Raw genomic sequence first — 26,208 nt, 5'->3', positions numbered from 1 at the left:
ATGGAAGCAAAAGAACTTTTGAAGCAGCATATTTCGAAAACGGTTAGGCTGACGGATGAACAGTTTGACTACGTTTTTTCTCACTTTAAAGTGCAATCTTACAAAAAAGGGCAGGTCATTGTCAGCGACGGACAGAAAGTGGATCATGAATATTTTGTCGTTTCCGGTTGCCTCAAAGCTTTCTATATTACCGATGAAATCAAAATGTATATTCTTCAATTTGCAATGCCAACCTGGTGGACTTCTGACTATGGTGCCTTATACAATCAAACCAGGGCGACGATTAATGTGGATTGCATCGCTGATGCGGAAGTGTTACAGCTTTCAAATGAAAATCGGGAAAAGCTGTGCAGTGAGCTACACCAGGTTGAACATTTTTTCCGGTGGCGCACAAACAAGGGATATCTTGCTTCGCAAAAAAGGCTTTTGTCCTTTATGAATAATGATACGAAAGCCCGGTATGAAGAACTGCTGGCAATGTATCCACAGCTCTATAATTTGGTTCCCAAACATCTGATCGCTGCCTATCTGGGCGTGTCTCGGGAGACGCTCAGCCGGCTTTATAACAATCACAAATAATCCCGATACGAATGTGATGTAGGTCACGTAAGCTCCCGCCGTTTCTTGCTGTCCTTTGTGCTATCAAATTTTATTCATTGATAACATAAAAGAAAATGGAAACAAACAATTTCAGAGTTGACAGCGCTAAGAGCAGCATCGACTGGACAGGAAAAAAAGTAACAGGTGCACACAACGGCACTATTGACATTGAATCCGGAACGCTAATCCTGAGCGATGGGAAACTCAGTGGAGGCGATTTTACTATTGACGTAAGCACAATCAAAATACTGGATGTTACAGATACGGATTTGAACGCACAATTCGCAGGCCACCTGTTTTCAGAAGATTTTTTCTCAATAGAGCAGTATCCGCACGCCTCATTTGCCATCACAAGTGTAACCTACCTGGAAAACGACAACTATAAAATTGTCGGAAATCTTACGATTAAAGGCATTACACATCCTGCAAGCTTTCATGCTGAGGTTGCTATCTCGGACCAGACCGTTACAGCCTTCGGTAAAATTATTGTTGATCGTACAAAATACGATATGAAATTTCGTTCGGGCAACTTTTTCACCAATCTTGGTGATACTCTGATCTACAACGAATTTGAGCTAGAGGTAAAGTTGCAAGCTTCGGTCACCTTTTAATTTTCCAGCCATGCCATATGTAAAAATAGAGGTAACCCGTGAAGGCGTTACCCGTCAGCAAAAACAAGCGCTCATTGCAGGAGTGACGGACCTGATCACCGCAGTGCTGGACAAAGATCCAAAGCTTACCCATGTTGTTATTCAGGAAATCGCACTGGATGATTGGGGTTATGCAGGAGAGCAAGTGTCGGTACTCCGGGAAAATGGGATTACAGCGACTAGAAAATAGCTAGGAAATAATATCAAGCAAGAAAATGAAATCACAAACCATCATCGTCACCGGTGCATCCACAGGAATTGGAAAAGCTATTGCCGGTTTGTTTCTGGACAATGGATATAACGTCGTTATTAATTCTGCGAGTGAAAAAAATCTGAGGGCAACGTTTATTGAGCTTGGTCACCACGAGCGGTTAGCTATGGTGACAGGCGACATAAGTAACCCCGCTACCGGTAAGCTGTTGGTTGAAACAGCTGTGAGCCGATTTGGCGAAGTGAACGTGTTGATCAATAACGCTGGTATTTTCGAGCCTAAATCCTTTCTGGAAGTCGATGAACAATACCTGGACCGGTTTCTGAGTATCAATTTAAAAGGCACGTTTTTTACAGCTCAGGCTGCCATCAAACAGATGCTTTTACAGGGAGAAGGTTCTGTTATCAATATTGGTACCGTTTTGGTGGAACACGCAATCGGCGGTTTTCCGGCGACTGCGCCTGTCGCTAGTAAAGGTGGAATTCATGCTTTGACCAGACAACTTGCCACCGAATTTGGAAAAAATAATATCCGTGTAAATGGAATCGCACCCGGTATTATAAGAAGTCCGTTACAAGCTAAAAGCGGTGTTGATAACGCGGACAGCCTTGCCGGTCTTCATTTGCTGAACCGCATCGGCGAAACACAGGATGTTGCTGAACTGGCGCTTTATCTGGCAAAAAGTAATTTTGTCAGTGGTGAGATAATCAATATTGACGGAGGGCATATCGCTGGCCATCACATGGTATAAGGTGAAAAAGTTGAACAATTTTAACGGTATGCAAAGGGCTATAAACTCGGAGCATACCTTTTTACCATGGAAGAAAAAATGGAAAGTTATTCGGAAAATGCAGCGGCTGTTTCCTTTGTGTTACAAAATTATTTTAAAGGCGTTTATACTGGTGACATAGTATTACTTCGGCAAGTTTTTCATCCGGCGGCTTTGGTAGCTGGTGATATCAAAGGGCAGCCTTACTTTAAAAGCCTGGCGGAATATCTTTATGGCGTTGAAAATAGGAAAAGTCCTTTTGCGTTAAAAGAAACTTTCAGGATGGAAATAATTTCAATAGAAATTATTAATTCCATTGCAATTGCCAAAGTACATCTTCCTATGTTTGAATTTAATTATTACGACCTGCTATCTCTCACAAAAGTCGGTGGGGATTGGGTTATTGTGAATAAATTATTGACTCATGTAAGCGTTTAAAATTATGTGGAATCAAACCAAAATCACTCAGCTTTTAGGTATCCGGTATCCGATATTTCTAGGTCCGATGGGGGGAGGATTTTCGACACCTGAACTTGTGGCTGCTGTGTCAAATGCAGGCGGATTAGGTAGTTTGGGGGCTTATACGCTGAAACCCGAAGATATTCTGGGAGCTGCCAAATCCATCAGGATGGAAACCGATAAACCTTTTAATATCAATCTTTGGGTTTCGGATGTGGATACGCGTCTTATCGATTATCCGAATAAGGATATGGAAAAAGTTAAGGTGCTTTTCAAACCTTACTTTGATGAACTTGGTATCGAAATGCCCGAACTGGATCATCATATTCCGTCAAAATTTGACAAACAGGTGGAAGCTGTTTTCGAGATCAAACCTGCTGTTTTTAGTTTTATATTCGGCATTCCCTCAACTGAGATACTTCGGGAAGCGCAACGGTTAGGTATAGTAACCGTCGGAGCAGCCACAACACTTGACGAGGCGCTCGCGTTGGAAGAGGCAAAAGTTGATGCTATCGTGGCCGCTGGTTTTGAAGCTGGCGGACACAAACCTTCTTTTTTACGGTCGGCAGAAGATTCTTTTACAGGAACTTTCACGCTTATACAGCAGCTCAAAGCAAAAATCAAAACACCTGTTATTGCGGCCGGGGGTATAGTCGATGGCAAAGGGATTGCAGCTTCTTTAACTTTGGGTGCCGATGCCGTTCAGTTGGGAACTGCTTTTCTTGTGACGGAAGAATCTGACGCCAGTCCGCTGCACAAAGCTGCTCTTTTATCAGAAGAGAGAAAACACACAGTAATTTCCAAATCGTTAACCGGACGAATGGGGCGAATGATCAGCAACCGTATCTCCTCAGAAGTGCCGAACCATATCCCTGTTTTGCCATTTCCATTGCAAACCCGTTTAATAGGTCCTTTGAGAGAAGCTGCCATTGCTCAGGGAAAAACCGATATGCTGAATTTTTGGTCCAGTCAGAATGCAGTTAAATTAAAATATACCAAAGCTGATGAAACAATGAAGGCTTTGATCCGGGAGACTGACCAGATATTCAAAAGCAGATAAATCTCCGCAGAATTTATTTTGCGTTATATAAAATTTTTGCGGTGGTCGCTATGCTTCTTTGACTCTAATGAAAGCAAACTATTTTATTATGTTTAAGAAATTCGGGAGCCTGTTTTTAGGATTATTATGCTGCGTATCAACCTTTGCGCAGGTGCAGGTGGTTGAGCAAAAATTCACGGTGGCACAGGACGGCAGTGGAAATTATAAAACGATACAGGAGGCCGTTAATGCTGTGAGAGATCACTCGGAGTTGAAAGCGGTTATCCGGATTAAGAAGGGAGTTTATAAGGAAAAACTAGTAATTCCGGCCTGGAAAAAGAATATTTCATTGATTGGTGAAAGTAAGGAAGAAACGATTATTACAAATGCTGACTACTCGGGAAAAGATTTTCCAGGGAAAGACTTAACCCAAAACACCAAATTCAGCACCTACACTTCCTATACGGTGCTTGTCCAGGCCAACGATTGCAGTTTGGAAAATCTGACGATCGAAAACACGGCGGGACGGGTAGGGCAGGCAGTTGCTTTGGCCACTGAGGCCGACCGAATTGATGTGCGCAACTGCAATATTTTTGGGAATCAGGATACGCTCTACACATCAAAAGATGGCAGGAACTATTTTAAGGACTGTTTCATTTCTGGTACTACGGATTTTATCTTTGGAGAAGCAACCGTTGTTTTTCAAAACTGTGTGATCAAAAGTTTAGCTGATTCTTACATTACAGCCGCGTCTACAACTAAGGACCAGGCTTTTGGATATGTCTTTTTTAATTGCAAACTAATTGCTTCGGACGAGGCCACCAAAGTTTATCTCGGACGTCCATGGCGGCCTTATGCCAAAACTGTTTTCATAGATACTGAAATGGGTAAGCATATTTTAAAGCAAGGCTGGGATCCCTGGAAAGGCGATAATATGTTTCCTGAAAAAGAGAAAACAACCTTTTATGCAGAATTCAACAGTTCAGGAGAAGGAGCAAGTCCGAAAACACGTATTGCTTGGTCGAAGCAACTTTCAAAAGCGGAACGTCAAAAATATACTTTGCAAAATATCTTTTCAGGTTGGTTGCCAACGGTGAATTAGGGGAGAGATAAAAATTTATAAATTATACCTTTGCCGTGGATTAATTACCTGAATCGAGCAAAAATCTATCTAATAAATATCAATTGTAAGTTGCAACAGTGTACAATTTTTTTGTGCATAACTGCATTGTCTCATTCTCTCAGATAATCCCGAATATGACTACGACTTGGATGGATTTGGCTACATCCGTTATTTTCTTGTTGGTGACCTTTGCATCAACAAAAAATACAAACCAAATTTTATCTTATGCGAGTTTTTGTAACAGGAGCTACCGGTTTTGTGGGCTCTGCTGTGGTTCAGGAATTGATTCGTGCGGGGCATCAAGTGCTCGGCCTTGCACGTTCAGAAGAGAATGCCAAATTGCTTACGGCCGCCGGTGCTGATGTTCACAGCGGAAATCTTGAAGACATGGAAAGTTTGCGTCAGGGAGCTGCCGCTGCGGATGGCGTGATTCATACGGGTTTTGTTCATGATTTTACCCGTTTTAAGGAAGTCTGCGAGATAGACAGACGGGCCATTGAAGCGTTGGGTTCGGCACTGGCAGGGTCTGACAAACCACTAATTGTCACTTCTGGTATCGGACTTCTTACTACGCCGGGCCGTCTGTCAACAGAACTGGATATGCCTGCCGAAAACAGCCAAAACCCACGGATCGCATCGGAAAAAGCAGCGGACGCCGCTGCTGCCCTCGGTGTGCGAGTCTCGGTAATCCGCCTGCCGCCGACGGTTCATGGTGAAGGTGATCATGGTTTTATACCGATAATCATCGGTATGGCCAGAGAAAAGGGTATATCGGTATATAAAGAAGAGGGAAATAACCGCTGGCCGGCCGTGCATCGCCTGGATGCAGCAATTTTATTTCGATTGGCTTTGGAAAATTCTTCTGCTACTTGTGTTCGTTATCATGCTGTTGCTGAGGAAGGTATTATGTTCAGGGATATAGCAGAAGCCGTTGGGGAAGGCCTTAATATTTCCGTAGACAGTAAATCGCCGGAGGAGACTGCCGAACATTTTACCTGGTTCAATCATTTCGCGGGATTTGATTGTGCTGCTTCGGGTGCGAAAACGAAAGAAATTTTGAACTGGAATCCTGTTCAGCTCGGTCTCATCGCTGATCTGAATCAAGGGCATTATTTCAAAATGTAACAGATGTCGTGGTCAAAACAGGAATATTTAATATCTTGTCTTATGCCAAATACACAACCCCGCCGTTTTAAATCGATCACTGAATTTCATGAATTCCGAGAACTTCCCGGGCCGGAACATCCATTGATCAGCGTCATCAATGTGGAAATGATGAATGAACTTCAGGTGGATGAGCTCCACTTGATCAAGGATTTTTATTCCATTGCCTTGAAGAGAAACCTGCATTATAAAGTGCAATACGGCCAGAATAGATATGACTTTGACGAAGGCGTTATGTTTTTTATGGCGCCAGGTCAGCCATTTAGGCTCATTTTTGAAAGGAATGCACCAATAAAGCAATCGGGATGGATGTTATTGGTCCATCCTGATTTTCTTTGGAATACACCCTTGGCCGGTACAATCAAACAGTATGAGTATTTCAGTTATTCGGCTAATGAAGCGCTTTTTCTTTCTGAAAAGGAAGAAGGGATGATGAATGGTATCGTTCAAAACATGGAGCAGGAATATCACGCGAATATGGATCTCTTCAGTCAGAAAGTAATTATTGCTCAGTTGGAATTACTGCTTACCTATGCAGACCGTTTTTATCAGCGGCAGTTTATCACCAGAAAAATTGCTAATCATCAAATCCTGGTTCGCCTTGAAAATGTTTTGGATACTTATTTCAACAGCACTATTTTGACAACGAGAGGTTTGCCGACGGTAGGTTATGTCGCCGAAGAATTAAGTATGTCGCCGAACTATTTAAGCAGCGTTTTGAAAACGCTTACCGGGCAAAATGCACAGCAGCATTTGCATAACAAACTGATTGAGAAAGCCAAAGAGAAGTTGGCTGGCTCGGATCTGTCAATCAGCGAAATCGCGTTTACACTGGGATTTGAGCATTCGCAATCTTTCAGCAAATTGTTCAAAAACAAAACGGAGCTTTCGCCTTTGGAGTTTCGGGATTTATTTGGCTGAGGTAATGAGATTTTGGACAAAAGCAAAACAACGAGTGGCCCTGGTTTATAGTTGGGTTTTATACCCAACAAAACGGAAATTACGCACGTTGATTGATGCATTATTATATCCGCCTTCGATATAGGTATATTTCCAATTTCCCCGAATCTCTAATGAGTCGCCGGAAAATTTGATAAAAGCACTTAGCGCTCTGTTGCTATTTTTATCAACCGGAATATTGAAGCCCAACTGTTCACTGACCGGCACCGTCAGATCTAATGTGTCAAAACCCATGATGACATAATTTTCGCCATTCTTAATAACTGAAACTTCTATGTTTTCAGAGAATGGCTTTGAACCAGTAGGCGTTGGTACGCCAATAAGATCGGATCCTGATCTGACACCAGCATACTTCCCGCTTGCGTCAGAAAGCGGTTCATTCTTTGTAGTCGGTTTGCACCCGAAAAATATCCATAATGCCAGGACATAATAGTATTTTTTCATAGCTAATAGTCAACGTTTGAAGTGATAAGGAAAGGCAGGCGTCCAATATCAAATAACGGTTACATAACGATTAAAAGCAACGATTACCTTTGAAATTTTTATTTAACTTCACTGGAGAAGTGGGAATGTTTTTTCGGCAATTTCTTGTGATTCGATTTTCCTTTTTTTCGTCTCCACCAGATCAAAAACCCTGTAACTGGCAAACTAGCCGCAATCAATCCTGCGAAGAAAGTCAGGATTTTACCTGGCAGTCCAAGAACCGCGCCGGTGTGCAGATCAAAATTTAGCTGATAAAGCTGATCACCTCCATTGAGGTCTGCGAAGGAAGCAGCCCGAAGTAGTTTTCCGGTATACTGGTCATAATTTTCCTGCGAACGATCATACCGGTTCCAGGTTTTCAGATACGAAGAAATATTGATTGTTCCGGTCGGCTTGGGAGGTAAAATAACGAGATAGGAGCGGGCGCCCGGGTTTCTTTCACGAGCGGTAAATAAAGCCTTATCGACAGCGTTGCCACTCGGAGAAAGTGCAGAATCGGAAACAGGCAGTTTTGTTTTTTCAATGTTCGTTGCGCCGTTGGCCACGAATCTGGCCGAATTTTCTACCCATTCAAAAACCCACACCAGCCCAGTCAATGCCGTAACCAGCAAAATTACACAGGCATAAAATCCCAGGACATTGTGTAAATCGTAAGTCAGGCGTTTGCCGCTACCTCCCCATTTGACCCTGAAACTTTTGTCACGCCCTGCCTTGCTCCATTTCTTAGGCCACCAGAGTATCAGGCCCGAAATGAGAAGGACTACAAACATCAGTACTGAGCCGCCAACCACATAATGTCCAATCTTTTCTCCAAACATCATCCGCATGTGCAGACCAAGTATCATCTGGAAAAACTCGTATTTCGTATTTTCTATTTTAACAACTTTTCCATTATAAGGGTTGATATAAACGCGGTAGTAGTATTGATAATAATCCCAATAAGTAAACCCGTCCGGATCCAGCTTTTGCGACCGGAACATATAAGTCCGATCAGGCTGGGAAGTTATTTCTACTCTGGCGATCGGACGATTATCCAGTGCCTTTTTGGCCACCGAAAGTAGCGTGCTGAGCGGCAAAACCTTTGTTTGTTCCGGTATGATATAGAGCCGATCATGATAAAAAAGTGGCCTGAGTTCATCGACGAATGCATAAGTTGCGCCGCTTAAACTAATTATAAACACAACAAGCCCGGACGTGAGTCCGAGCCAGAGGTGTATTTGCGTGATGGCTTTTTTTATAGTCACAGTTTCTTTTTACATTAAAACTTGAACGTGATGTTGCCGGTAACTCTTAATGGATTTTGTGCTGCCAAGCGGTAAGACCAGTATTTTTCACTCGTCAGGTTATCTGCTTTCAGCCCGATTCTGAATCTGGGTTGGTCATAGAATACTGATGCGTCAAGAACTGTGTAAGATGGGATGGTAAAAGTGAAAGTTTTGGTGTTACTCTGGAAAGATTCGCTTCCATAAACGCCGCCGAAACCTACTCCAAGCCCTTTCGCTGCGCCTTTTACCAGCCTGTAACTGATCCACAAATTGGCCATTCGCGGTGGGCCGGCTGTGGTCGGGCGATATCCCTGAATGTTCTCGTTGCTTTTGCTATACTTGCTTTCGTTGTAAGTGAACCCGGCCACAATGTTCAGTCCCGATATAGGGTTGGCAATCAATTCTGCTTCGAAACCTTTGCTAAGCTGTGTTCCGTCCTGGATCGAAAAGTTAGCATGGTCCGGATCGTCGCGGGTGACATTGGTTACGGAAATATCGTAGTAGCTAAATGTTGCCGTGACAAAACGGTAATCCAGTTTCACGCCCCCTTCAATCTGGTTTGCCTGGTTTGGTTTAAAAGTATTGCCAAAAAAATCAGATCCACTAACATTACTGAACCCATTCATATAGTTACCAAAAATCGAGATCCTGTCTTTCACGATCTGGTAAACCACGCCGAATTTTGGTGAAAGTGCGATTTGCTTATAGTTGCCGCTTGTTGAGTCGGTAGCAGGAAAATAGGTACCAAGGTTGGCGTAGCGGTCTATGCGGAGGCTTGCCATGGCCAACAACCGATCGGTGATATTCAACACATCCGACGCATAAGCACTATACGTCCGTTCATTGAGCGAAACAAAATTACTATACGTGGCTGCATTCAACAGCGGAGTTACCTTCGACAGATTAAAATTGTTATAAGCGCTACCCGGGTTTTTGAAATTAATGGCGGGCATGTTAACCGAGGCATCGTTGCGGGTGGCGCGTAAACTATACACATCAATTCCGGCCACGATACGGTTTCTTAGTGGCCCCAAATGGAAATCGCCAATGAAATTCTGTTGGAAATTAGTACCGTAGTACGGATAGTCCTGATTGGTAACCGTCTGGCGTAAAGTTGAATCAGTAAGAATAGTCAGGCCGACAACATTTCCGTCAGCCGAAGACCTTGTTCTTGAAACAACGGTTTGGGATGTCCACTGCGGCGATAATTTGTATTTGATTTGCCCGAAAATATTATATTGCTGGCCGGCGTAATTGATCGTATTATTAGCAAAAGACATTTTGTAAGGCATGCCCAATTCGGTAACACTTCTCGCTTTTCCTCGCGTCGATGGCGCAACCCGCATGGGTGATGTGGATTTATAACCGCTGAACTCAACATCCAAAAGTAAGGTAAGGCGTTCATTTACAGCATACGAAAAGCTTGGTGCGATCAAAAAATTGCGGGCGAAACCTGCATCCTGAAAACTTCTTTCACTATGCATCGCTGTGTTCACACGCAACAAAGCAGATTTATCTTCGTTGAGCGGCGTATTAATATCAAGCGTCAGTCGGTTGAGGTCCCAGCTTCCGGCCGAGAAAGAAACTTCACCCTTAAATGTATCAAATGGCTTTTTGGTAACCCTGTTGAACAATCCGCCAAAAGATGACAATGTGCTTCCAAACAGCGTAGCGGATGGCCCCTTAATTACTTCGATACGTTCAAGATTGGCCGGGTCGATTGAGGAATAAGTAAAACTTCCCACGCCGTTTCTAACAAGTTGTGGTGTTGCAAAACCTCTTGATATTGAGGTTGTCCGGCCTTGGTTTCTGACCTCGGCAATCCCTGCGCCGGGCACGTTTTTGAATGCGCTGTTATAGTCAGTAACGATCTGTTCCTTCATAAGCTCTTTGCTGACAACGCTGTATACCTGCGGGTTTTCCATATTCGAGATCGGCATTTTAGAAACATCGTCGCTTTCTTTTTTTGCGAAACGGTTTCCGCCGCTGCTGATGATCACCTCGTCAAGTTTACGGGAAGAAAAATCAAGTTGAACCGATAGATTGGCCGTTGGATTTTCTTCTGTGACTGATGCTTCGGCTGTCGAAGTTTCATAACCGATCATGGAAAATTCCAGAATATAGTTTCCAACAGTAAGGCTCTTAAATTCAAAACTTCCGTTGGTGTTGGCAATGGTACCTTTGGAGGTATTTTTGATTTTGATAGTCATTCCCCGGGCTGGTGCTCCATCAATGGTGGTGACGATACCCTTAATAATTCCGGCCTGATGCGACTGGGCATAGGCAGATGGATTTACAATTGAAAGAACCAGCAATAGTAAAATTGGTACTGATATTTTTTTTAAATAGAATTCGACATTTCGAACTCGATCAGGCGTGAGGGCATTCATTACACTTAAAGGTAAAATCATAAAACGGCTGCTGAATTATTTTCATTATTTAGACTAATTACAAAGTAAATACAAAAAAACGTATAGTCAGCAGATGTTACAGATTTTAATTCTGTACGACGTGTTTTTAATTGCTTTTTAATGTTAAAAATGTAAACGTATTAGCTGAATCGATAGCTTTTGGTAAACGTTAGTTTAACTGTTTGACTCTAAATCGAAAGGTTAAGGAAAAAAATATCAGCAAATCGGTAACCTTTTTATTTTATCCCGGTCTTCACGTAGAATTTATAAACCTGATCGTCTATACAATTGAATTCACTGGCTGATAATGCGCTGATGCTCCGGGTAAAAGAGGGCGATTTGTTTCCGATGGGACTGCTGTTTAAGCGTTATCACAGGGAATTGTTCGGATTTTTTTACCACATGAACGGAAATCCTGATTTGTGTGAGGACATGGTTCAAACCGCTTTTTACCGGATGATCAGGTACAGAAATTCATTTTCGGGAGAAGGAGCGTTCAGAAGCTGGATGTACCAGCTTGCACGAAATGTTCTTCTTGACCAGGTGCAGCAAAACAAACGCACAACTTATTGTCAGAATTTGGACGATTATGCTGAAAGGGTAGGAGGAGGTACGCTGGCAGATGAATCTCTGCACAAAACGGAACAGGCCGTGCAGTTAAGAAATGCACTGGCAAAGTTAAGTGATGCCCACCGTGAGGTGCTGGTGATGAGTGAATATCAGGAGCTCAAATATAAAGAGATCGCTGAGATTCTGAACGTTACGGAAGGAGCAGTTAAAACCCGGGTTCACCGGGCCATAAACGAGCTGAAAATTATTTATTTAAAAACGGAACATGAACGGTAACCATATCGACTGCGACAAGGCAAAAGACTGGCTCCTAGATACAAAGGAGGGCGAATTGTCTTCTGACGAAAAACATTTGCTGGATCAGCATATAGCCCAATGTTTAGGCTGTCAGGAAGAACTTGCGGTTATTACGGAACTGAGGCAATGGCTGAAAACGGATCAGCCGCCGGAGCCAAGCCCCGACATGCACACCAAATTCTTTGAGATGTTGTATCAGGAAGGGCAAGAACCTCTTAGTTTACCGGCAAAATCTACCAAAGATTCCAAGCGGATCTCGGGGCCTGTATTTTGGTTACAAATTGCTGCGTCTATTTTCCTGCTCTTTACAGGAGTTACGGCCGGATACTGGCTTCGCAGCGTAGCCGCAGGTGAAGTTTCCCAACAGCAGATTGATACAATGGCGATGCAGGTGCAGGAAATGAGACAGATTATGATGATGACTTTACTCGAAAATCCATCGGCGGCAGAGCGGCTGCATGCAGTCAGTATTTCCACGGAAATTGATCAGGCGGATGATCAGGTCTTCACGGCGCTGTTGACTACGCTCAATTATGATTCCAATACGAATGTTCGTCTCGCGGCATTAGAAGCACTTATCAGGTATACGGACAATCCGAAAGTCAGGAAGGGACTTATTCATTCACTTCCTCACCAGGAATCGCCGGTTGTCCAAATGGCACTTGCTGACCTGATGGTTAAATTACAGGAAAAGGGGTCGGTTAAGGCGCTGCGGGAATTGCTTCATCAAAAAGGAATACGTGGACCAGTAAAGGAAAAAGTCAAAAAGTCCATTTTGCAACTTTCTTAAAATATTATTTAGCATAATAAATTTCTGAAATAATGAACAGATACCTGAAAACTGGTCTCCTGCTATTGCTATGCACTGCTGTTGAGGCTCAAAGTAACATCAAAGGTCAGTTAGTTGTGAGTTTGGAAAATCCTGGCAAGCCCGGAACGGTAGACATTAATCTGGTTTACGGTTCAATTAATATCCAGGCTTATGCCGGAACTGACGTAATCGTTGATGCCTCGGGCGAATTGCCAGGAGAAAAAGGTCAGGGCATGAAGCGCCTTACAAAAGGAAATCCACTTGGACTTTCCGCCGAGGAAAAAAACAATCATGTTACGATCAATACCAACAGCGCGTTATTTCCAGTCAATGTTTCCATCAAAGTGCCGCGCCGGACTTCTTTAAAACTGCGGACTTATGACAAGGGCGATATCATTGTTGAAAATGTAATAGGCGACATGGAGGTAGACAATGTAAATGGTTCGATCACTTTAAATAACGTCGGAGGTTCGATACTTGCGAACACATACAATGGTCTTTTGAAGGCGTCATTTCGTAAAATCAGTCTGGATAAACCCATGGCATTTTCTTCGATGGGCGGCAGGATCGATCTTTCGTATCCTGCATCATTGAAGGCTGACCTGAAAGTAAAATCAGAACAAGGCGAAGTTTTTAGCGACTTTGATGTTTCGCAAGGCGCCGCTAAAATGGTAAAATCTAGTAGTTCAGGCGTTAACAAATCTACGTTGGACGATTGGTTATACGGAAAGATAAGTGGAGGCGGACCGGAGATTATGATAAGTAATTATTACGGAAATATTTATCTCAAAAAGCTGAAATAATGTGAGGATGAGGTTGATCAACAATTATAAAACAGAAACTCCTTATGCCTGTACCCTAACATTTTTTTCTTCTACAAAAGTCAGACTGATCTGAACTCCGTTTTGTTGGCTGATGTGCAGTATTCCGTCGATCTGCTCGCTCAAACCACGGATTAAACTCATTCCAAGCGTCCGACTTTTAGATGGATTCAGATTAGCAGGAAAACCGATTCCATCGTCACCAATAATTAACCGGTATGTCTTGCTTCCCTGTTCAATAAATTCAATTTTTAAAGTGCCGTACCGTCCGCCGGGAAATGCATACTTCAAAGAATTCGTTACTGCCTCATTGAGAATGAGCCCCAATGGCACCGCGAAAGTGACATTCAGATCAATCGGTGCAACAGAAATTTCTTTATAAACCGTATTGGTCATATTAAACGAATTGATCAGATAATCAACAATTTCCTGAACGTAGGTGACCATAGGAACGCTGGATAACCGGTTTGTCTGATACAATTTCTGGTGAATTAGAGCCATGGCATGAACCCGGTTCTGGCTCTCCCGGATGGCGCTTAATGCTACTTTATCTTCCAAAAACGAACCCTGAGAATTTAAAAGGCTGGAAATAATTTGCAAATTATTTTTTACACGATGATGCATTTCCATCAGCATCCATTCCCGTTCTTCCAGAAGATGATCTTTATCTTTTAACAGCTGTTCCTTATCAATCAGCAGATGATCTTTTTCCTGCACAATAAGTTCCAGCGAGTGGTTTTTGCGATTAATTTCAATCTGTTTTGCTTCCAGTAACTTGTTGTTTTGCTGTTTAAGACGGTAACTGCTAAACCCAAGAACGAGCAGAAGAATGAGCAATATGGCTCCTGCAATCATCCCGTTTCTAAACGTTGCGGCTTGCTGTAATTGATTTTGCTGACGCTGGCTCTGTTCAGTTAAAATTTGAATCGCTTGCTGTTTCAGCCGAAGGTCCTGGTCCTTCTTTTCAGTTTCGTATTGAATGCTAAGCTGGTTTATCTGATTGCTTTTGCGCTCATTAAAAATGGAATCGTTTAACGCGTGGTATTTTTGATAATGTTTGATAGCCTCAGAATAATTTCCCTGTGCCGAATCAACCTTGAAGCTCATCAACTGAACTTCAATCTGATGACTCGGAATAATTTTCGTTGAGGGTGCGGCCAAAAGCCTGTTCAGATAGATATCAGCCTTTTGATACTGACCACTTGTCACATAAAACTGACTGATCCGCCGCCAGGCCATGTACTGGAAATAAGAAATTGTTTCTTTGCTCCAAGTCACACTTTCAAGATAATATTTCTCAGCCAGTCGATACTGTTTCAAGACATTATAACAGGCTCCAAAGGACTGAGCCAGAAGCAGATTGTCTTCGTAGGTATAAAGCCTGTTTTTCCGTGTTACGTTCTGTAAAATGCTTAACGCTTCCGATGCTTTTCCCTGATTTAATAAAGTCATTGCCAGACGGGTAGCCAGCCCGATATGAATAAAGAGCTGGCCTTTTTGACGGCTGAGTGCCAGCGATTTTTGATGATATTCCATACTCTTATCAAACTGGCCAAGCTCAAAATACGCGTTTCCAAGTTTGTAATATGCGAGGTCAAGTTCATCTGATAATCCGCTGTTTTCTATACCTTTAACTACTTCCAGAATATATAATAACTTTTTATTCAAATCTCCCTTTGCCTGGCTGACGTCTGACAATAAATAGTAGGCATTCGATAAATATCCATATTCTCCCGGTGCCTTATAAACGCTAGCCTCTGCCAGCGCGTGGTAAGCTTGTATGAGCGGCTGAAAACCTATTTTCTTTTGAATAGCCAAGACCTGTAATGCTATTTGTTCGACGATTTTGGTATCGCCTTTGTCTAATTGAAAATGCTCATAACCCATTTCCATCAGAATAAGCATTTCTTGTGCCTGGTCTCCGATCTCTCGCGCAAGTGCAAGCGCCCTTTCCAGGGCCTTCATATTTTCCCGGCAGTCATCGCAGAATGTCGTCGTAGACAATCTCAGCAAAGCCTTTATTTCGCCGGGTTTATCACCAGCTCTCTGCCTTGCCTCAATCACTTTCGTGAAAAAAGCTTTACCATTACTCCAATCTTTATTGAGTAAATACGTAGTACCGATCATACAATGGCTTTCTTCCAGCCATTTTTGGTTACCGATTTTTTGACTTATCCGTTCAGCCTGCTGAAACAAAAGCATTGCACTGTCACGTTTCGCTTTTTGGGTGAAGGTTGGTCGCAGATTAGATACTCCTGATTCGATAAGCAGTATAATCCGACTGGTATCGCTCAGCGTTTTTACAATACGAGATAAACTCCCTGCCTTTTTTTGTTTAATGTATATTTTGCCTTTCAGAATTGCAGCGTTTTCGACGCCTGACTTATAGCGCAAACGAAGACTTAATTCCTGGGCTTGTGTTGCAAATACCAATACACTATCCAGATCGTAAACAGGATTCAGCGTTTTTTTTAAATAATAATTACCCAGAATCAGCAAATTTCTCACCCGGTTTGTATCGGATTTTACAGACTGTAAATCATCAAGCAGCTCATCGGCTTTAATTGACGAGATTGATTGTGCGTCTGTGCGTTTCACTGGCAATATGAAAACCAACGCGCAAAAAAGAATGGACACCGACCGCAATCGACTCAAAGTATGCTGAATAACGTCACAAACTTGGCTGCGAAACATAGGTGTTTTGGTTGGCGTAATCTTTCGGGAATTTACGGGCGGCGATTTTTTAGTCCGTTTAGGATGTTTTGATTTTTTATCTATAAAAAAATTAATCTTAATTTTATTGAAATAGGGCCTGCTGAGACATAATCCGTTCAGCCATTGAGCGTAACGCACTTCTGATATTTTCGAGTAATTGTTGATGATATGGTTTATAAATTTCCTGCTTTCGACTTAAAAAACTTATTGAGAGCAGCTCTGTATCTGAGGATTTAAACGACATCATCAATGCTGAATTTAATTTGAAGGTCTTTACAAGTAGTTCAATATATTTATCGCTTTGGCAAAGTTCGTCAAGTGATTTTTGTGAATAAAGAGATAAACCTTCTGGCGGACGGGCTGCTGACGTAATCATTTCCAAACCCATAGGAGAACTTGACTTTTTCTGAACAGCCTGAACGCTCAAAATCTGATAATCATCAAAACCGACACGATGGTAATTGAAAATATTTGCGTCTGTCGGGGTATGGGAGCGTATTGTAAGAAGGTCGAACGGTACATATTTCTGAATCAACCTGGCCGATGTTAATATACGATCGTTCCAGTTTTCAGTACCTGACAAGTTTTCGATGAGTGCATTCTGTAAAACTTTTATTTCATTATCGGTTAGTTTCGAGCCACTTGTATGAACTGTCCTCGCAACTTGAATTGCGGTAAGAATATCCTTTTTCCGAAAAGGCTTAACGATATAACCACTTGGATTTGTGTCTTTTATCGCTTCCAGTACGCTTTGATTGTCATTGGCTGATGTGTAGATAAATGGGATATTACTTACTTCAAGTTGCTTGGCCAGCTCAATGCCAGTTTCACCTCCTTTCAGATAAATATCAAGCAACACCATATCCGGCCTTTCTTCGTCTATCAGGGCCCTGGCCTTGGAAACCGATTTAGCAATTCCGATAACCGGATACCCAGCAGCATTCAATATTATTTCAAGATCATTGGCAATAATATACTCGTCTTCAACGATTAAAATTTTACAGTCAGATGTCGAGCTTATCGAAATATTTGATGAAGGCTCCATGGTTCAAATCGGGCTGAGTTTTTTACGAATAGCTACCATTGAAGTCGTTGCCGAGTTTTACGCGGCACTCGTTAATAAGATGTTCAATGGTTAGCTAAATTACTATATAATTCTTTTAAAAACAGGCCAGAGAATAAGTATGCGAAAGAATCGTTAAAATATGTATTATTTAATTGATTTACAGAACTTAACAGCATAAATTTTACCTAAATCTGGGTAGTTTCGTATTCGGAAATAATTGTATTATTTGGTCGGAATGGGAATTTTCTTAAATCTTCCCCATGCGATGAAAGCAGCGATAAAAGCAAAAATGACGTTAAATCCGATTACTGATGTTTCGCCTCTTAAAATATGAAAAATACTCGCGCAAACCATCAGCAAAATAATTCCGACCGCTGCAATGGGTGTGAATCTCGGTCGAATGCGCAGGACCGACGGAAATATCAATCCGACTGCAGCACAAAGATCCACAATTCCTGTCAACGTGATCAGTACAGGTGATACCTGACCTGCCCAGGGCCACATCAAAGATAATTGTTCAATTGGCTGGAACAATTTCATGAAAAATGACCAAACAAGACTGGCTGCCAGAAGAATCTGAGCAATCCAAAGAGCAAAATTGATTAATTTTAAGGAAGTCTGTTGGTTCATCATTTTTTATGTTTTAGTGAATGGCCAAAACTATATACATTTGCTATCCGATAGAAAGCACTTCCTTTTTGGATAGTGCTATCCAATATGATAGTATCGTAAACACTTAACTTTCCAAAACAATGTTGACCACTGGTGGCTGTCCTAAAAACGCTCTTTCAATAAAAGACGCACTTGAAGCGCTGGAAGGCCGATGGAAACTTTTGATTTTGTTTGCGCTGTCGACCGGCCCGAAACGTTTCAAGCAGATTTCAAAAGAGGTCAGTGGGATAACTGATAAAACGCTCTCAAAAGAGCTGAAAAGCCTTGAAGGAAATAAGCTTATCAAAAGAGAAGTTTATGACACCTTTCCGCCAACGGTTGAGTATACAATAACTGCACATGGGAAATCTCTGGAGAAGGTGATGGAAGAACTGCATTACTGGGGATTGTCACATCGCCGAGAAATAATGGGTGTCTGATTTACAAGAAAAAAGCGGCAAGATTAAAAAGGTATTGAGGTATTTTGGGGAGAATTTCATCCCGATTTACTTTTTAAATCATTGCGTTTAAATTAAATGCAAGATGAGATAGTAATTAGGATTAGTGAGCTTTTTTAAGGCTCATTAATTTTCAATTCCATTGCGACGACTCCTTTTACATGGAAGCAGTTTTTTGCGCCAGTATTTGGATAATTTTTGAATGAAAAAACAAAGGCGGAATCTTCCGAAACATTAAAAAATAGCTAGTCTATTTTCCGGGTTTTGTCAATACTTCAAGCTCTTTCAATTCAGGCGTTTTGGTGACAATACCATTCGAAGGTACTTTTCCATTGGCAGTCCAGACAATTGCATTCAAAACCAGCATTCTGAAATTGTCATTCTGCCAGTTGTTATGAACGTGTCCGCCGGTAAATCCAAAACTTCGCCCACCTTTGGGACGGTTATATGTCCAGGCAATTGTTTGTGACTCTTTATTTTTCAACACCGCTTCCCTGACATATGCATTATTGGTGTGAGAACCTTCTGGTCGTGTCAAAGTGGAGTCGGGGGGAAGTACTTTTAAAATCGGCGTGATATTTTTCTCATTTTCAACAAATCGCATGTGATAGTACCATTCATCTCTTATCGCAAAGGGCTTTACGCCGTTTGTTATCGGATGATTTGGCAGTTTTTCTATGTCGGGAGTCCAAAAGGGATTTACAGACCAGTGCGTTTCAAAATAACCGCCTACAAGATCCCGGAATCTGTCTGCGTCAGTTCCTTTTGGCAATTCCATAGTAAAATGAAGCACCACAAAACCAGTTCCCTTATTCATCAGTGACTCCACTTCGGACAGGTGCGGGATTAAAAGATGCCCTTCGGCACCATCACAGAAAAGCACAATAGTACTGGCATTTTGCAAGGCCGCTTCCTCTTTCGGCCATCCGTTATGATATACTGCGGTATCTATTTCCGGCATACCTTCCTTCAATTTTCTGGCAAGAAATGTTAAGCCGCCATTATATTCATGTTCGCCTTTCCCGTGGCTATCCGGACCAGCGATGAACAATATTTTCTTCCTTTCGGTTTCTGAATTTGTCTGCGTTGCAGATTGTCCAAATGTAAGATTGTTTGAGATGAACAGTGTGCAAACGATTAGAAATGAATACTTCGTTGCCATAATTAAGATAGGTTTGATGAAGTTTTAGGCGTCGGGTCGATCTGCCAGGAAGTATATGCCGCTAAAAAACCAGACCAGAACTTTGAAAAATTCGAAAATGTCTAATCTTGGATAGTATACATTGAAATAAAAGCCGGGTTCGGGATTGAAGATAGTCGTCGGCGATCTATCTTTGAAAAAACGTAATCTATTAAAATATGAAAATGAAGTTCACTCTTTTATTATTGCTGATATGCAGCGTTTCCTTTGCGCAAATGCCGGCAGCTGATGAGGTTAAAACGGCGAAAGGACCACTAAAAATTCAGCCGCTTAACCATGCAACCCTTGCTTTGACATGGAATGGAAAAACGATCTATGCTGATCCATATGAAGGCGCAAAAACATTTGAAGGTATTGCTGCACCGGATTTAATTTTGATAACGGATATCCATGGCGACCACTTCGACCCTGCAACGCTGGAAGCACTTGATATTTCTCACGCGATCATCGTTGCGCCACAGGCCGTTGCCGATAAGATGTCTGAGAAACTGAAAGAGAAATTGGTGATTGTCAATAATGGCCAAACGATAAGTAAATTGGATATTTCTATCACTGCGATACCAATGTACAACCTGCCTGAGGCAGCCGATGCCAAACACACAAAAGGAAGAGGTAACGGTTATATTTTGAAAATGGGCGGAAAAACGGTTTACCTAAGTGGAGATACTGCCGGCATTCCTGAAATGAGATCATTGAAAAACATCGACATCGCTTTCGTCTGCATGAATCTTCCTTATACCATGGATGTGCCGGAAGCTGCCTCTGCTGTTCTTGACTTCAAACCAAAAATCGTTTATCCATACCACTACCGTGGTGCGAATGGCCTGAGCGACACAGAAGCTTTTAAGAAAACCGTGAACGAAGGAAATAAATCTATCGACGTAAGATTACGCAATTGGTACTCCAAAAAGTAAATTAAAAATCCTCTGCTGAATTGCTCGGCAGAGGATTTTTTTCATTTTTCCTGAATTAATCTTTTAATTAAACAACGCGCAGTCTAAGCAAGAAGGTGCGGTTTCGTTTTATAGGTTTCCCATAGAAATTCTCCGAAGAGTGTATTGGCCCATGCAAACCAGGAGCGGGTGAATTTTTTTGCATCATTTTTATGAAACGATTCATGCATAAAACCGGTGCCTGCGTTGCTATTTTTAAGCATCGTCACACATTCACGGATTTCCTTGTCATTCGTGCTCGTTAACCCGCGAACCGTGATCGCAATCGGCCAGATCATGTCTTTGCCAATATGCGGACCACCGATTCCCTCACCCGCAGTTCCTTTGAAAAAGAAAGGATTATTCAGGGACAACAGCATTTTTCGTGTGTTTTGATAAACAGGGTCAGTTACGGGCATCGCGTCGAGATAAGGCATCCCAAGCAGGCTTGGCACATTCGCATCATCCATCAGGTTATAACTTCCATAACCATTTACCTCGTAAGCATAAACTTTCCCGTATTCCGGATGTGTTACCACTGCATGCTTTTTCAATGCAGTTTCCACCTCACTGGCCAACGCTCTCAACTCATTCGCAGCTGTTTTATCACCGGCTATTTTTTCGATCATTTTCGCTGCTTGTTTCAAGCTCACGACCGCGAAAAAATTCGATGGAATCAGAAACGAATAAATGGTTGCATCGTCGCTGGGCCGGAATGAAGAACAAATCAGGCCTACCGGATTAACCGGATATCCATAACCAGCCATCGGCACGCCGTCTGTTGCCCAGGAAGTTTTCCGTTGAAAGTGATACGGTCCATCGTCTTTTTTGCGCTGCTGCTCTTTAAATGTTTTGAGCGTCAGCATCACAGCTTCTTTCCATTTAGCATCAAACGGCGTCGTGTCTCCGGTCAATTCCCAATACCTGTAAGCAAGACGGATTGGATAACACAATGAATCGATTTCCCATTTTCGCTCATGCAGTCCCGGTTTCATGTCGGTTTCGTCCGAAGCCCATTCGCCTACTTTATCAGGACTGTCGTAAAACGCATTGGCATAAGGATCGCGTAAGATGCAGGTTGCCTGTCGGTTAATAACGCCGGCAATAAGATTTTGTAGTGATTTGTCTTTTTTGATAAAATGCAGATAAGGCCATACCTGAGCACTGCTGTCGCGAAGCCACATCGCGTCGATATCGCCGGTGATCACATACGTGTCTGGTTTTGAGCCTTCCATTTTGTGCGTCACAGTGGTATCAAGTGTATTAGGGAAACAGTTTTCAAACAGCCAACCCAACTCCTTATCTTTTACAGCTGATTTAAACTCAGCGATTGAATCTTCAATAATCTTGCTGCTGAATTTGCGCTGATCAGCAGGAACTCTGACAGTCGGATAATCGGCACTGGCGAACGAAGGAAATTTAGTCAGCAGAAGCCCGGTACCTAACAGCGCAGAGTTCTTTAAAAATACGCTTCTTTTCATTAAAATGAATTTATTAAAGGAATAGAAAAATAATTACCCGAAGGTATTTAATTCAAAGTCATTTTTGACAAAATTCGGTAATTTTTGTCGTAAAAGTCATCCTTTAGCCAGTGCCTGCTTACTGGTTCATTGAAGAACACATGTCCTTTCCCTGCTACCATCCAGCAGCTTTCACAGAACAAAATCAACAAATTGGGTATCGAAGACATTGAATTGAAATCAATATTTTAGAATAGAACTTACGATAAACCGGCTTTATGAAAAGTAATAATTGAACTGCTTTAAAAAGCACTGTTTGCAAGCACAGAAATTAAAATCAAACTCATAATAATGATTACTCAAACAAGATATTTTGCTTTAACATTTTTTTTATTCCTCGTGTCATTTTTGCTGGGCCGGGCGCAGAAACAAGCTGTTTATACCAATTACGTAAACACATTTATTGGTACTGCACCGCTTACAGATCCGAAAATTCTTGGTTATAAGTTGCCAAGCGGCTGGCGTTCCTGGGCGGGTTTAACCTTTCCGGGATCTTCGTTGCCGAACGCGATGGTACAATTAAGTCCCATGACAGAATATGGGTCCGGTGCCGGATACGAATATGAAGATTCACTTATTCTGGGTTTTACGCATACCAACAAGGGACACTGGAATCTTTGTAATATTCCAATTTTGCCTCTTTCTAAACCTGGTGAAAAATTCGGTTCACGTTTTTCACACAATAAAGAAAGCTCGGCCCCGGGTTTTTACCAGGTATATCTGGACGATTATCAGGTTAATGTCAGTCTGACTTCTACGCTTCGGTCAGGTTTTCATAAGTATGAATACAAAGACAGCAAATCCCGGCAGATCCTTTTCGACCTTGCCCGCGCTAACAATAAAGTGTCGGACTGGAAAATTGAGCAGCTCGGGAAAAACGTCATAAAGGGATATCAGCAGACTGGCGAGAAAATCTTTTTTTATGCAATGATAAATACTGATATTGAAAGGCTTGAAGAAAAAGAAGAGGGAGCCAAAACCGGCTTTGCAATTGTACATTTAAAGGATGGCAGTTCAGCTCCGATCGAGCTTAAAATAGGTTTATCTTTCGTCAGTGCAGAAAATGCTAAACAAAATCTTGAACAGGAAATTGGGGAAAAAACTTTTGAATTGATACGCAGTGAGGCAACTCAGAAATGGGAGAACCTGTTATCTTCGGTTCAGGTGAAAGGTGGAACAGAGAAGCAAAAACAAATGCTTTATTCCTGCTTATACAGGTCATTTTTGTGGCCGGCTTTGCGCAGCGACGTGAACGGAGAATTTACGGATGCAAAGAAAAATGTTGTCAAAGCAGACTTCAAATATTACACGGAGCCATCTTTGTGGGATACGTACCGAAATAAGGATGTATTGCTGGGGCTGATTTCACCAGAGGTTACGCTGAATGTAATTAAATCAATGAAAGATGTCGGAGACAAAACAGGCTTTATCCCGACATTTTTTCATGGCGACCATGGCGCTTCTTCCATTACAGGCGCATACCTGCGCGGAATCACGGATTTTGACGTTAAAGGAACCTATCAAATCCTTTTAAAAAATGCGAATTTTGAGAAAGGAGCCAGACCTCATATTAAGGAATACATTGAAAAAGGCTACATCTCTGATCCAGATATTCCCAATCCGGAAGTAGAAACTAAAGCGAAAGCCGGCGTCTCAAAAACATTGGAATATGCTTACGACGATTATTCAGTTGCGCAGCTGGCAAAAGGTCTTGGCGACACGGCAAACTACCGGATTTTAATGGCTAGATCGAAAAATTATAAAAACATGTTTGATCCGGAGACGCGATTTATGAGAGGCAAATTGGAAAATGGCGATTGGATAAAACCGTTCAATCCGCAGTTTCCATATTATGAGTACATGTACCGGGAAGCAAATGCGTGGCAGGTTTCCTTTTTTGCACCGCATGATATGAAAGGGCTGATTGTACTTTACGGCGGTGAAAAAGGGTTTGAATCAAAGCTCGATTCCTTGTTTACTATGCCCTGGAATCCTGATTATATTGCCAGAAATGTGGAAACGATGATCGGTCAGTATTGTCATGGAAATCAGCCTGACCATGAGGCACCCTTCGCATATCACTTTATTGGAAAACCGGAAAAATCTCAAAAAATCCTGGATAATATTTTAAACAATTTATATGGTATCGGTGATGAAGGATTGGCACTTTGCGGTATGGACGATGCGGGTGAAATGTCAGCCTGGTACGTTTTCAGCGCTTTGGGTTTATATCCATTTTCTGCCACTGACGCCGAATATCTAGTAACTGCTCCGCTTTTTGACGAGGTGAACTGGCGAACCAGTAATGGCAAAATGATAAAGATCAGCAAGCCTGGAAAGGGGCGGAGAATAACTTCAATTAAGGTGAACGGAAAAGAAAGTAAAGGATATTTCATTTCGCATAACTTGTTCAAAAACGGAGGAGAAGTTGAAATTCTGACAAAATAGAAGTTTAAAATAAAAACAAAAAGCGGTTAATGATTTGGCTCATTAACCGCTTTTTGTGTTCCACTAATCGTGTTATTTATATGCAGGATGTTGCTGCAAATTCGGATTTACATCCAATTCGTCCTGTGGAACTGGGAAAGCATAACTTTTTTCAGTTGGCTTAAAGTTAGTAATCCGCTTGATGATCGCGTTCTGGCGTTTCAAGTCGAAATACGCATGACCTTCTTCACAAAGCTCCCACGATCTTTCCTGAATTATTGCATCACGAAGTGATTCTTTCGTCATTGAACCAGGGTTCAAAGCTTCCAGTCCGGCGCGTTGTCTTACCAGATTTATACCTTTTACAGCTTCTGCGCTTGGTCCTTTTGCCTCATTTTCTGCTTCTGAGTGCATTAGCAATACGTCTGAATAACGCGTGATCGGCAAGTTGGTAGCATAGTCACCGGTACCTGTCGCTTTGTTATCATCAGGATTAATCAGTTTATTGAAATGGGGTAAGGTAATGGTTTTTGGATATTCATAAACGGTTCCATTCCCTCTGACATCCGTGTATGAAACCACAAATGTTTTGTTTCTTCTTTTATCCTGCGGACTCATGGAATCAAAAAATTTAGTTTCGGCGACCAAAGAGGACCAGCCATCCAGTTTCAACTGATTGCCACTGCGAATACCTGTGAAGGTTGGTAAATCTTTACCTAAACCGATGCCGCTTTCAAGTTCCATGCTGAAAATATATTCCTTCCCATGTTCATTTGCCAAGGAAAATACATCTGAGTAATTGGCGTGCAAGCCGTAGCCGTATGCAGCGTTATTGATGATTTTGTTGGCTTCATCAGCCGCCAGAGGCCAGAATTCAGCTTTATTCCAGGGCTTACCTGCTCTTGTCAGATACGCTTTGGCAAGCATCGTTTGTGCAGCTCCGGAAGTTGCCCGGCCAATATTTCTTCCCGTTTGAACGGGTGGCAGTACCGAAAGCGCGTATTTAAAATCCTCAATGATCAAATCCCAAACCTGGTCATCCGTGTTGGCATTGGTAGGATACAGATCCGTCGCATTTTCAACCGTGACGTAAGGTACATGATCAAAAAAGCGGACAAGTGTCAGATAGGCGAGGCCGCGAAGAAATCTGGTTTCTGCTAAAATCTGATCCTTGTTTGCTGGTGTAGTATAAGTTATTCCGTCGGCATATTGCATCACGGTGTTAGCGCGATTGACCATTCTGTACAAACCGCTCCAAATTGTTTTAAACCCAGTAGAGCTTGGTGTCCATGTATACTGGTCCAATTCTGATCTCCAGGCTTCACCGGAATTGTTCGGCCAGGACGATTCGCCAGGATATTCAGCTGCGAGCCAAACCTGCCTTCCCCAGCAATCATTCGAGTGCATGGCATTGTAAACAGAAATCACTGCCGCCTGCATATCAGCCTCCGATTTGTAAAAATTAAGAGGCGTAAGCGTATCATAAACTTTCTCTTCCAGAAAAGTCTCGTGACATCCGAATAGGCTCGTCACGAAGAGTGCCGAAGATATCCATAATTTGAAATTCGTTTTCATCATAATATTTTAAAATCGATTTATATCTGA

The 26,208-nt window shown here is 42.1% G+C and carries 24 protein-coding genes; 15 read left to right on the top strand and 9 right to left on the bottom strand.

The window, feature by feature from the left end; translation table 11 throughout:
* The 9 genes from L0657_RS23765 to L0657_RS23725 all read left to right on the top strand — a co-directional run bounded on the left by L0657_RS23765 (window position 1) and on the right by L0657_RS23725 (window position 6,936).
* Window positions 1-579 (top strand): Crp/Fnr family transcriptional regulator, encoded by a 579-nt coding sequence (locus L0657_RS23765; protein ID WP_235153267.1) that lies wholly within the window; start codon window positions 1-3, stop codon window positions 577-579.
* 95 nt (window positions 580-674) lie between these two features.
* Window positions 675-1,211: a YceI family protein gene (locus L0657_RS23760; protein WP_235153266.1), complete on the top strand. Its 537-nt coding sequence runs from the start codon at window positions 675-677 to the stop codon at window positions 1,209-1,211.
* Window positions 1,212-1,221: 10 nt separating this feature from the next.
* The gene (locus L0657_RS23755) at window positions 1,222-1,440 is read left to right on the top strand and encodes a 4-oxalocrotonate tautomerase family protein (protein WP_235153265.1); all 219 of its coding nucleotides are present in this window, start codon (window positions 1,222-1,224) and stop codon (window positions 1,438-1,440) included.
* A 25-nt stretch (window positions 1,441-1,465) separates the two neighbouring features.
* Window positions 1,466-2,212, top strand: a complete 747-nt coding sequence (locus L0657_RS23750) for an SDR family NAD(P)-dependent oxidoreductase (RefSeq protein WP_235153264.1) — start codon at window positions 1,466-1,468, stop codon at window positions 2,210-2,212.
* A 66-nt stretch (window positions 2,213-2,278) separates the two neighbouring features.
* Window positions 2,279-2,668: a nuclear transport factor 2 family protein gene (locus L0657_RS23745; RefSeq protein WP_235153263.1), complete on the top strand. Its 390-nt coding sequence runs from the start codon at window positions 2,279-2,281 to the stop codon at window positions 2,666-2,668.
* 4 nt (window positions 2,669-2,672) lie between these two features.
* Window positions 2,673-3,749 carry a nitronate monooxygenase family protein gene (locus L0657_RS23740; protein WP_235153262.1) on the top strand — a complete coding sequence of 359 codons (1,077 nt, stop codon included), beginning with the start codon at window positions 2,673-2,675 and terminating at the stop codon, window positions 3,747-3,749.
* Window positions 3,750-3,837: 88 nt separating this feature from the next.
* A complete protein-coding gene (locus L0657_RS23735) occupies window positions 3,838-4,830 on the top strand; it encodes a pectinesterase family protein (protein ID WP_235153261.1) in 993 nt (330 codons plus the stop codon).
* Between the two features lie 246 nt (window positions 4,831-5,076).
* Complete coding sequence (locus L0657_RS23730) at window positions 5,077-5,976, top strand: SDR family oxidoreductase (RefSeq protein WP_235153260.1); 900 nt, start codon at window positions 5,077-5,079, stop codon at window positions 5,974-5,976.
* 42 nt (window positions 5,977-6,018) lie between these two features.
* Entirely contained in the window at window positions 6,019-6,936 is a 918-nt protein-coding gene (locus L0657_RS23725) for an AraC family transcriptional regulator (RefSeq protein WP_235153259.1), read from the top strand.
* Between the two features lie 45 nt (window positions 6,937-6,981).
* Here the strand turns inward: L0657_RS23725 and L0657_RS23720 are convergent, their stop codons facing one another.
* The 3 genes from L0657_RS23720 to L0657_RS23710 all read right to left on the bottom strand — a co-directional run bounded on the left by L0657_RS23720 (window position 6,982) and on the right by L0657_RS23710 (window position 11,134).
* Window positions 6,982-7,419 (bottom strand): hypothetical protein, encoded by a 438-nt coding sequence (locus L0657_RS23720; RefSeq protein WP_235153258.1) that lies wholly within the window; start codon window positions 7,417-7,419, stop codon window positions 6,982-6,984.
* Window positions 7,420-7,517: 98 nt separating this feature from the next.
* The gene (locus tag L0657_RS23715) at window positions 7,518-8,702 is read right to left on the bottom strand and encodes a PepSY domain-containing protein (RefSeq protein WP_235153257.1); all 1,185 of its coding nucleotides are present in this window, start codon (window positions 8,700-8,702) and stop codon (window positions 7,518-7,520) included.
* A 14-nt stretch (window positions 8,703-8,716) separates the two neighbouring features.
* On the bottom strand, window positions 8,717-11,134 hold the full coding sequence (locus tag L0657_RS23710) for a TonB-dependent receptor (RefSeq protein ID WP_235153256.1): 2,418 nt from the start codon (window positions 11,132-11,134) through the stop codon (window positions 8,717-8,719).
* A gap of 288 nt (window positions 11,135-11,422) precedes the next feature.
* Between L0657_RS23710 and L0657_RS23705 the strand changes: the two genes are divergently transcribed.
* The 3 genes from L0657_RS23705 to L0657_RS23695 are packed head-to-tail and all read left to right on the top strand — an operon-like array spanning window position 11,423 to window position 13,615.
* Window positions 11,423-11,980: an RNA polymerase sigma factor gene (locus L0657_RS23705; protein ID WP_310588305.1), complete on the top strand. Its 558-nt coding sequence runs from the start codon at window positions 11,423-11,425 to the stop codon at window positions 11,978-11,980.
* On the top strand, window positions 11,970-12,791 hold the full coding sequence (locus tag L0657_RS23700) for a HEAT repeat domain-containing protein (protein WP_235153255.1): 822 nt from the start codon (window positions 11,970-11,972) through the stop codon (window positions 12,789-12,791). The genes L0657_RS23705 and L0657_RS23700 overlap by 11 nt, the downstream gene beginning before the upstream one ends.
* 32 nt (window positions 12,792-12,823) lie before the next feature.
* Window positions 12,824-13,615: a DUF4097 family beta strand repeat-containing protein gene (locus tag L0657_RS23695; RefSeq protein ID WP_235153254.1), complete on the top strand. Its 792-nt coding sequence runs from the start codon at window positions 12,824-12,826 to the stop codon at window positions 13,613-13,615.
* 42 nt (window positions 13,616-13,657) lie between these two features.
* On the opposite strand, the gene L0657_RS23690 is transcribed toward L0657_RS23695, so the two are convergent.
* The 3 genes from L0657_RS23690 to L0657_RS23680 all read right to left on the bottom strand — a co-directional run bounded on the left by L0657_RS23690 (window position 13,658) and on the right by L0657_RS23680 (window position 18,047).
* Window positions 13,658-16,327 carry a histidine kinase dimerization/phosphoacceptor domain -containing protein gene (locus L0657_RS23690; RefSeq protein ID WP_235153253.1) on the bottom strand — a complete coding sequence of 890 codons (2,670 nt, stop codon included), beginning with the start codon at window positions 16,325-16,327 and terminating at the stop codon, window positions 13,658-13,660.
* A 103-nt stretch (window positions 16,328-16,430) separates the two neighbouring features.
* The gene (locus tag L0657_RS23685) at window positions 16,431-17,393 is read right to left on the bottom strand and encodes a response regulator (protein WP_235153252.1); all 963 of its coding nucleotides are present in this window, start codon (window positions 17,391-17,393) and stop codon (window positions 16,431-16,433) included.
* A 243-nt stretch (window positions 17,394-17,636) separates the two neighbouring features.
* Entirely contained in the window at window positions 17,637-18,047 is a 411-nt protein-coding gene (locus L0657_RS23680; protein ID WP_235153251.1) for a DoxX family protein, read from the bottom strand.
* Window positions 18,048-18,166: 119 nt separating this feature from the next.
* Here L0657_RS23680 and L0657_RS23675 point away from each other — a divergent pair, with 119 nt between their 5' ends.
* A complete protein-coding gene (locus L0657_RS23675) occupies window positions 18,167-18,505 on the top strand; it encodes a helix-turn-helix domain-containing protein (RefSeq protein ID WP_235153250.1) in 339 nt (112 codons plus the stop codon).
* 268 nt (window positions 18,506-18,773) lie between these two features.
* Here the strand turns inward: L0657_RS23675 and L0657_RS23670 are convergent, their stop codons facing one another.
* Window positions 18,774-19,685, bottom strand: a complete 912-nt coding sequence (locus tag L0657_RS23670) for a ThuA domain-containing protein (RefSeq protein WP_235153249.1) — start codon at window positions 19,683-19,685, stop codon at window positions 18,774-18,776.
* 197 nt (window positions 19,686-19,882) lie between these two features.
* On the opposite strand from L0657_RS23670, the gene L0657_RS23665 reads away from it, so the two are divergent.
* Complete coding sequence (locus L0657_RS23665; RefSeq protein WP_235153248.1) at window positions 19,883-20,638, top strand: MBL fold metallo-hydrolase; 756 nt, start codon at window positions 19,883-19,885, stop codon at window positions 20,636-20,638.
* Window positions 20,639-20,721: 83 nt separating this feature from the next.
* On the opposite strand, the gene L0657_RS23660 is transcribed toward L0657_RS23665, so the two are convergent.
* Window positions 20,722-22,137, bottom strand: coding sequence for a glycoside hydrolase family 125 protein (locus L0657_RS23660; protein WP_235153247.1), 1,416 nt, complete (start codon window positions 22,135-22,137; stop codon window positions 20,722-20,724).
* A 330-nt stretch (window positions 22,138-22,467) separates the two neighbouring features.
* Here L0657_RS23660 and L0657_RS23655 point away from each other — a divergent pair, with 330 nt between their 5' ends.
* Window positions 22,468-24,624 (top strand): GH92 family glycosyl hydrolase, encoded by a 2,157-nt coding sequence (locus L0657_RS23655; protein WP_235153246.1) that lies wholly within the window; start codon window positions 22,468-22,470, stop codon window positions 24,622-24,624.
* A gap of 72 nt (window positions 24,625-24,696) precedes the next feature.
* Here L0657_RS23655 and L0657_RS23650 read toward each other — a convergent pair whose 3' ends face one another.
* Window positions 24,697-26,181, bottom strand: coding sequence for a RagB/SusD family nutrient uptake outer membrane protein (locus L0657_RS23650; protein WP_235153245.1), 1,485 nt, complete (start codon window positions 26,179-26,181; stop codon window positions 24,697-24,699).
* Between the last annotated feature and the right edge of the window lie 27 nt (window positions 26,182-26,208).

It is taken from the genome of Dyadobacter sp. CY345 (assembly GCF_021502725.1).
GTDB lineage: Bacteria > Bacteroidota > Bacteroidia > Cytophagales > Spirosomataceae > Dyadobacter.
This window is presented reverse-complemented; position numbering and strand designations above follow the sequence as displayed.

Bases quoted from the DNA above. Each gene is read 5' to 3' on its own strand.
- L0657_RS23765 (WP_235153267.1), top strand. From the start codon at position 1: ATGGAAGCAAAAGAACTTTTGAAGCAGCATATTTCGAAAACGGTTAGG.
- L0657_RS23760 (WP_235153266.1), top strand. From the start codon at position 675: ATGGAAACAAACAATTTCAGAGTTGACAGCGCTAAGAGCAGCATCGAC.
- L0657_RS23755 (WP_235153265.1), top strand. From the start codon at position 1,222: ATGCCATATGTAAAAATAGAGGTAACCCGTGAAGGCGTTACCCGTCAG.
- L0657_RS23750 (WP_235153264.1), top strand. From the start codon at position 1,466: ATGAAATCACAAACCATCATCGTCACCGGTGCATCCACAGGAATTGGA.
- L0657_RS23745 (WP_235153263.1), top strand. From the start codon at position 2,279: ATGGAAGAAAAAATGGAAAGTTATTCGGAAAATGCAGCGGCTGTTTCC.
- L0657_RS23740 (WP_235153262.1), top strand. From the start codon at position 2,673: ATGTGGAATCAAACCAAAATCACTCAGCTTTTAGGTATCCGGTATCCG.
- L0657_RS23735 (WP_235153261.1), top strand. From the start codon at position 3,838: ATGTTTAAGAAATTCGGGAGCCTGTTTTTAGGATTATTATGCTGCGTA.
- L0657_RS23730 (WP_235153260.1), top strand. From the start codon at position 5,077: ATGCGAGTTTTTGTAACAGGAGCTACCGGTTTTGTGGGCTCTGCTGTG.
- L0657_RS23725 (WP_235153259.1), top strand. From the start codon at position 6,019: ATGCCAAATACACAACCCCGCCGTTTTAAATCGATCACTGAATTTCAT.
- L0657_RS23720 (WP_235153258.1), bottom strand. From the start codon at position 7,419: ATGAAAAAATACTATTATGTCCTGGCATTATGGATATTTTTCGGGTGC.
- L0657_RS23710 (WP_235153256.1), bottom strand. From the start codon at position 11,134: ATGATTTTACCTTTAAGTGTAATGAATGCCCTCACGCCTGATCGAGTT.
- L0657_RS23700 (WP_235153255.1), top strand. From the start codon at position 11,970: ATGAACGGTAACCATATCGACTGCGACAAGGCAAAAGACTGGCTCCTA.
- L0657_RS23695 (WP_235153254.1), top strand. From the start codon at position 12,824: ATGAACAGATACCTGAAAACTGGTCTCCTGCTATTGCTATGCACTGCT.
- L0657_RS23690 (WP_235153253.1), bottom strand. From the start codon at position 16,327: ATGTTTCGCAGCCAAGTTTGTGACGTTATTCAGCATACTTTGAGTCGA.
- L0657_RS23685 (WP_235153252.1), bottom strand. From the start codon at position 17,393: ATGGAGCCTTCATCAAATATTTCGATAAGCTCGACATCTGACTGTAAA.
- L0657_RS23680 (WP_235153251.1), bottom strand. From the start codon at position 18,047: ATGATGAACCAACAGACTTCCTTAAAATTAATCAATTTTGCTCTTTGG.
- L0657_RS23675 (WP_235153250.1), top strand. From the start codon at position 18,167: ATGTTGACCACTGGTGGCTGTCCTAAAAACGCTCTTTCAATAAAAGAC.
- L0657_RS23670 (WP_235153249.1), bottom strand. From the start codon at position 19,685: ATGGCAACGAAGTATTCATTTCTAATCGTTTGCACACTGTTCATCTCA.
- L0657_RS23665 (WP_235153248.1), top strand. From the start codon at position 19,883: ATGAAAATGAAGTTCACTCTTTTATTATTGCTGATATGCAGCGTTTCC.
- L0657_RS23660 (WP_235153247.1), bottom strand. From the start codon at position 22,137: ATGAAAAGAAGCGTATTTTTAAAGAACTCTGCGCTGTTAGGTACCGGG.
- L0657_RS23655 (WP_235153246.1), top strand. From the start codon at position 22,468: ATGATTACTCAAACAAGATATTTTGCTTTAACATTTTTTTTATTCCTC.
- L0657_RS23650 (WP_235153245.1), bottom strand. From the start codon at position 26,181: ATGATGAAAACGAATTTCAAATTATGGATATCTTCGGCACTCTTCGTG.